Origin of the sequence: Cereibacter johrii, from assembly GCF_001720585.1 — a bacterium.
In the GTDB taxonomy this organism is placed as follows: domain Bacteria; phylum Pseudomonadota; class Alphaproteobacteria; order Rhodobacterales; family Rhodobacteraceae; genus Cereibacter_A; species Cereibacter_A johrii.
Genome location: NZ_MABH01000159.1, coordinates 1 through 5137 on the forward strand (window position 1 = coordinate 1; position 5137 = coordinate 5137).

6 protein-coding genes are annotated in these 5137 nt (G+C 70.6%); 5 read left to right on the forward strand and 1 reads right to left on the reverse strand.

From position 1 onward, the window contains the following. The 3 genes from A9O63_RS14105 to A9O63_RS14115 form a co-directional block, all read left to right on the forward strand. A partial coding sequence (locus A9O63_RS14105; protein ID WP_141703098.1) for an HNH endonuclease occupies window positions 1–243 on the forward strand: 243 nt, incomplete at its 5' end. Between the two features lie 211 nt (window positions 244–454). Further along, window positions 455–892, forward strand: a complete 438-nt coding sequence (locus A9O63_RS14110; protein ID WP_069332514.1) for a P27 family phage terminase small subunit — start codon at window positions 455–457, stop codon at window positions 890–892. Next, window positions 879–2537, forward strand: a complete 1659-nt coding sequence (locus tag A9O63_RS14115; protein WP_069332515.1) for a terminase large subunit — start codon at window positions 879–881, stop codon at window positions 2535–2537. The genes A9O63_RS14110 and A9O63_RS14115 overlap by 14 nt, the downstream gene beginning before the upstream one ends. Window positions 2538–2601: 64 nt before the next feature. Here the strand turns inward: A9O63_RS14115 and A9O63_RS14120 are convergent, their stop codons facing one another. Further along, a complete protein-coding gene (locus tag A9O63_RS14120; protein WP_069332516.1) occupies window positions 2602–3021 on the reverse strand; it encodes a VOC family protein in 420 nt (139 codons plus the stop codon). A gap of 173 nt (window positions 3022–3194) precedes the next feature. Between A9O63_RS14120 and A9O63_RS14125 the strand changes: the two genes are divergently transcribed. Together A9O63_RS14125 and A9O63_RS14130 are read left to right on the forward strand one after the other, a co-directional pair. Then, on the forward strand, window positions 3195–4463 hold the full coding sequence (locus tag A9O63_RS14125; RefSeq protein ID WP_084295918.1) for a phage portal protein: 1269 nt from the start codon (window positions 3195–3197) through the stop codon (window positions 4461–4463). Then, on the forward strand, window positions 4460–5137 hold a 678-nt coding region (locus tag A9O63_RS14130), incomplete at its 3' end, for a S49 family peptidase (RefSeq protein WP_069332518.1). The genes A9O63_RS14125 and A9O63_RS14130, both read left to right, overlap by 4 nt.

Here is a 5137-nt window from a genome sequence, read left to right on the forward strand (position 1 = left end):
TGGCGGCGGGCACGGGCGCGGTTCCTCGCGGCCCATCCGCTCTGCGCCGACTGCGCCGGGCTCGGGCTCGTGGTGGCCGCGGCCGAGGTCGACCACATCCGGCCGCACCGCGGCGATCCCGGCCTGATGTGGGACCGGGCCAACTGGCAGCCGCTATGCCGGCCCTGCCACAGCCGCAAGACCGCGCGCGAGGTCTTCCACCCACCGGGGGGTATCGGAAAATCGGAGGGGTCGGCACGGTAACCGGCGCTCGAACCTTCCTTTTCGTGCACGGCGAATTGGCAAAAAAAGCCCACCGGGCAGAGGGGTAAGAGGGTCGGGCAGCCCCCGCTCCGCTCCGCGCGGCGCACAACAGACATGATGGACCGCCGATCCCGGCGCGCCCGATCCGGCCGCCGATGCGGCGGGATCGGGCCGGCGCGGGCGCGGTCCCCATAGAACAAGGACAGTCACGATGCGCGGGCAGAAGCCGAAGGTCTCGAACGTCATCCCGATGAAGGGCGACCTCTCGGCGCCCGTGCCGGAGGCCCCGGAGTGGATGAGCGCGGAAGGGCGCGAGGTCTGGGAGCGCCTCGCCCCGGTGCTCATCGCGAAGAAGCGGCTCGAGCCCGCCTTCGAGGATCCGTTCGCGGTCTATTGCGAGGCCGTCGCCGATGTCATCCGCTTCACCGGCGACATCGCGGCCTTCGGCAGCTGGTACGAGGTCGAGACCCGCAACGGCCGCCAGCAGAAGAAGCGCGCCGTCTGGGGCCAGCGGCAGGATGCCATCGCCGTCATGAACCAGCTCGCCGCCCGCTTCGGCCTCACCCCCGTCGACGAGGCCCGCGTCCGCGTCACCGGACAGGGCGATCTCTTCGACGAGATCCTGAAGACCCTCGATGGAGCCGATTGACCATCCGGTCTCGCGCTATGCGCTCGATGTGGTCGAGGGCCGCGAGACCGCAGGCGAGCTGGTGCGCCTCGCCTGCCTGCGCCACCTGACCGATCTCGAGACCGGGCGCGACCGCGGCCTCTGGTTCGACTGCCGCGCAGCCAGCCGGGTGCTGAACTTCGCCGAGCTGATCCAGCACACCACGGGGCCGCTGGCGGGCCGCCCGCTCACGCTGCGCCCCTGGCAGGCCTTCCGGCACGGCTCGGTCTTCGGCTGGAAGAAGGAGGGCGGGCTCCGCCGCTTCCGCACCACCTATCATCAGGTCGCGAAGAAGAACGGCAAGACCACCGACACGGCGGTGCCCGCCCTCTTCACCGCGCTCTTCGACCGCGAGGCCGCGCCGCAGGGATACTGCGCCGCCACCACACGCGACCAGGCGGGGCTCCTCTTCCGCGAGCTCAAGCGCATGATCCGCGCCTCGCCGCATCTCTCGGCCCTGATGCAGGTCTGGCGGACCTCCATCGAGGTGCCCGCGACCGAGGGGCTGATCGCCTGCCTCTCGCGCGACGGCAACAGCTCGGACGGGATCAACCCGCACTTCGCCGCCCGCGACGAGGTCCACCGCTGGACCGACCGCGAGCTCGCCGAGGTGCTGACCAACTCGATGATCGCCCGCGCCCAGCCGATCGACTGGGCGATCACCACCGCCGGCGCGGATCGCGCGAGCCTCTGCGGCGAGATGCGCGACTATGCCGAGGAGGTGGTGCGCGGCACGGTCAGCGACGACAGCTTCTTCGCCTATGTGGCCGAGCCCCCGCCCGACTGCGACGTGGCCGATCCGCGCTTCTGGAAGATGGCGAACCCGAACCTCGGCGTGGCCTTCTCCGAGGAGCGGTTCGGCGAGATGTACCGGGAGGCGACGGTGATCTCGGGCAAGATGCCGAACTTCCGCCGGCTGCACATGAACCTCTGGACGGAAGGCGCCCAGACCTGGATCGCCCGCGACGTCTGGGACCGCGGCGCCGAGCCCTTCGACCCGCGCGCGCTCTACGGCCTGCCGGCCTGGGTCGGGCTCGATCTGTCGAAGACCACCGACCTCACCGCGATCTCGGTCGCCGTGCCGAAGGACGGGCAGATCTATCTCCTGGCCTATTCCTTCCTGCCGGAGGGGCCGAAGGGCTTCATCGCGCGGGCGCAGAAGGAGAAGCGCGAATATGTCGCCTGGCGCGATGCGGGCTGGCTCGAGGTCCATTCGGGCGGCGTGATCGACGAGGATCAGGTGATCGAGCGGCTCGAGACGATCCGAGCCCGGTTCGACCTGCGCGAGCTCGCCTACGACCGCTGGGGCATGAAATACATGGCGAAGGAGCTCCTGAAGCGGCGCTTCCCGCTGGTCGAGCACGGGCAGGGCTACGGTTCGATGTCCTCGCCGATGAAGCGGTTCGAGGAGGCGGTGGCGAAGGGCCGGATCCGGCACGCGGGCAACCCGGTGCTGGCCTGGGCGGTGGGCAACGTGCACCGCGACGAGGATGCGGCCGAGAACATCAAGCCGAACAAGGCCCGCTCGAAGGGCCGGATCGACCCGGCGGTGGCCGCCATCATGGCCTTGGGGCGCGCCGAAGCCGCCGAAGGCCGCCGCCGCGCACGCGAGGTGGAGACGGCGTGAGCGGAGACGCCGCTCGCGCTTCGCGAAAGACCGTGGCCGGGAATGAGGAAGGAACGGCACCGGCCTAAAAATCGAGGGTGACCGACGACACGTTTCGGGTTGCGTCGCCTTGGAAGACCGCCTCGATGTTGTTGCCATCGGGGTCCAGCACGAAGGCGGCATAATATCCCGGATGATAGGCCCGGATCCCGGGCGCACCATTATCGCGCCCGCCATTCTCCAAGGCCGCTTTGTAAAAAGCATCGACCGTCTCGCGATCCTTGGCCTGAAAGGCAAGGTGGTGCCGCCCGGTCAACTCGCCCGACGAGGTCGGGCTGTCGGCAGCGGATACGGTAAGTTCATCCGCGATGAAGTACCCATCGCCCGGCCTGAGAACCGGTATCCCCAGCACGGACATCACCGCCGTGTAGAAGGTCTCGCTCGCCGTCAGGTCGCGCACGACGAGCTGAATATGATCGATCAGACGGCCGCGGTGCAGTTGCATGGGTTCCCATCTCCTTCAGTGAAGTGCTGCGGGCGACGATGCGCACAGTTTCGAATGATCGATAAGAGGCCCGGAGCGGACTGCGGCGTCCGGTCCCCTAAGGCTCCGGCCAGCATCACGGAAGAGAAGGCAGGCGCTCCGTGACGGATCGCCTGGCAAAAGGAAGGACCGGCATGAGCAGATGGCCCCGATTTGGCGCTTCGCGAATGGCGGGCGCCTCCGTCCGCACCGAGCCGCCGGTGACGGCGCGGCAGGTCGCGGCCGAGGCGAGCGGGACGGCGGCGCCGAAGCCCTGGCTGCAGGAGGTCGGCTGGAGCTCGGGCGGGGCGAGCCGGATCCGCACCCTGCCCCGCGTCTCGGCCGACGTGGCGCAGCGCCATGCCACGGTCTATGCCTGCTGCGCCGTCATCGCGGGAGATCTCGCGAAGGTGCCGCTGAAGCTCTTCCAGCGCAGCGGCGACGGCCGCGAGGTCCGCGTCCGCGACCATGCCGCGCCCTATCTCCTGAATGTGGAAGCCGCGCCGGGCGTGGCGGCTTCGGTGGTGCGGTTCGCGCTCGGCTATGCCTTCACCCTTCGCGGCAATGCCTTCGCCTGGGCGCCGCGCGACGGGGCGGGCGAGCTCGAGCTGATCGATCTCGTGCGCCAGTCCGGCTGCAGCGTGCTCCGCGCCGGCCGGGAGCGGTTCTACGACTTCGAGGACGGCGCAGGCCTCCGCCGCCGCGCCCCTGCCCGCGCCATGATCCATCTGCGCTACATGGCCGAGGATGGCTGGACGGGCCGCAGCCCGCTCGAGGTCGCGGCCGAGAGCGTGGGCCTCGCGCTCGCAGGCCAGGAGTCGGCGGCCCGCGCGGCCTCGGGCGTCACCGCCCGCGCCGTGATCCGGCTCCGCGACGATTACGAGGATGACGAGGCCCGCGTCCGGAGCGCCCGCCGGGTGGCCGCGGCCCTCCGCGCGCCGGAGGTCGAGGGCTTCCCGATCCTCGGCGAGGGCGAGGATGTGAAGACGCTCGACATGAAAGCGGCCGATCAGGAGCTCCTGGGGAGCCGCAAGTTCGACCGCGAGCAGATCGCGGCGATCTACCGGGTGCCGCCGGCGAAGCTCCAGATGATGGAGTACGGGGTGAAGGCCAATGGCGAGCAGCAGGCCATCGATTACCTGACCGACTGCCTCCTCCATTGGGCGAAACAGGTCGAGGACCAGCTCGCGCTCGGGGTGCTGACCGAGGCCGAGCGCCGGGCCGGATTCTACCTCAAACATGACTTCGGCGCCCTGCTCCGACCCACGACTCGCGAACGGTACGAGGCGCTCGCCAAGGCGGTGGGCGGCCCGATCCTGACCCCGAACGAGGCCCGGCGCATCGACGGCTACGACCCCATCGAGGGCGGCGACCGGCTGAACCCGGCGCCCAACATGACCCGCAGCGAGGAGACAGACCCATGACCCGCACGCTCGCCAGCCTCTTCGGCCCCCTGCAGCCCATGGCGCTGGCCGAGGATCTGGCGGCGCCCCTCCTTGCCCTCCCGATCCCGGAGGGCGCGGCGGATCCTGCCGCGGCGGCCCGTGCTCCCGCAGCAGGCCCGACCGTCCCCGACCGCTTCACCGTCTCGCGCGGCCTCGCGGTGGTGCCGGTGCGCGGGATCCTCACGCCGAACATGGCACAGTACGAGCGCTGGTTCGGCTGGGCCACCTATCATGGCCTCGCCGAGACGCTGGCGCATCTCGCCGCCAGCGAGGATGCCGCCGCCATCGTGCTCGAGATCGACAGCCCGGGCGGCCTCGTCTGCGGGATCGAGGCCGCGGCCGAGGCCATCGCGACAGCCGCCGCCGTGAAGCCGGTCCATGCCCTCGTCTCGCCACTGGCCGCCTCGGCCGCCTACTGGCTCGCCTCGCAGGCCACCGAGATCGTGATGACGCCCGGCGCCGTCGCAGGCTCCATCGGCGTGGCCCTGACCGCCGCGGCCCATGTCCAGCCCGGTGCGAACGGCGCGCAGATCTTCGAGATGAGCTCCCGCCACGCCCGCGCCAAACGCCCCGACGCCTCGACCGAGGCCGGCCGCGCCGAGCTCCAGCGCAGCCTCGACGAGGCCGAGGCCGCCTTCCACGCCGCCGTCTCC

Bases quoted from the DNA above. Each gene is read 5' to 3' on its own strand.
- A9O63_RS14125 (WP_084295918.1), top strand. From the start codon at position 3,195: ATGAGCAGATGGCCCCGATTTGGCGCTTCGCGAATGGCGGGCGCCTCC.
- A9O63_RS14110 (WP_069332514.1), top strand. From the start codon at position 455: ATGCGCGGGCAGAAGCCGAAGGTCTCGAACGTCATCCCGATGAAGGGC.
- A9O63_RS14115 (WP_069332515.1), top strand. From the start codon at position 879: ATGGAGCCGATTGACCATCCGGTCTCGCGCTATGCGCTCGATGTGGTC.
- A9O63_RS14120 (WP_069332516.1), bottom strand. From the start codon at position 3,021: ATGCAACTGCACCGCGGCCGTCTGATCGATCATATTCAGCTCGTCGTG.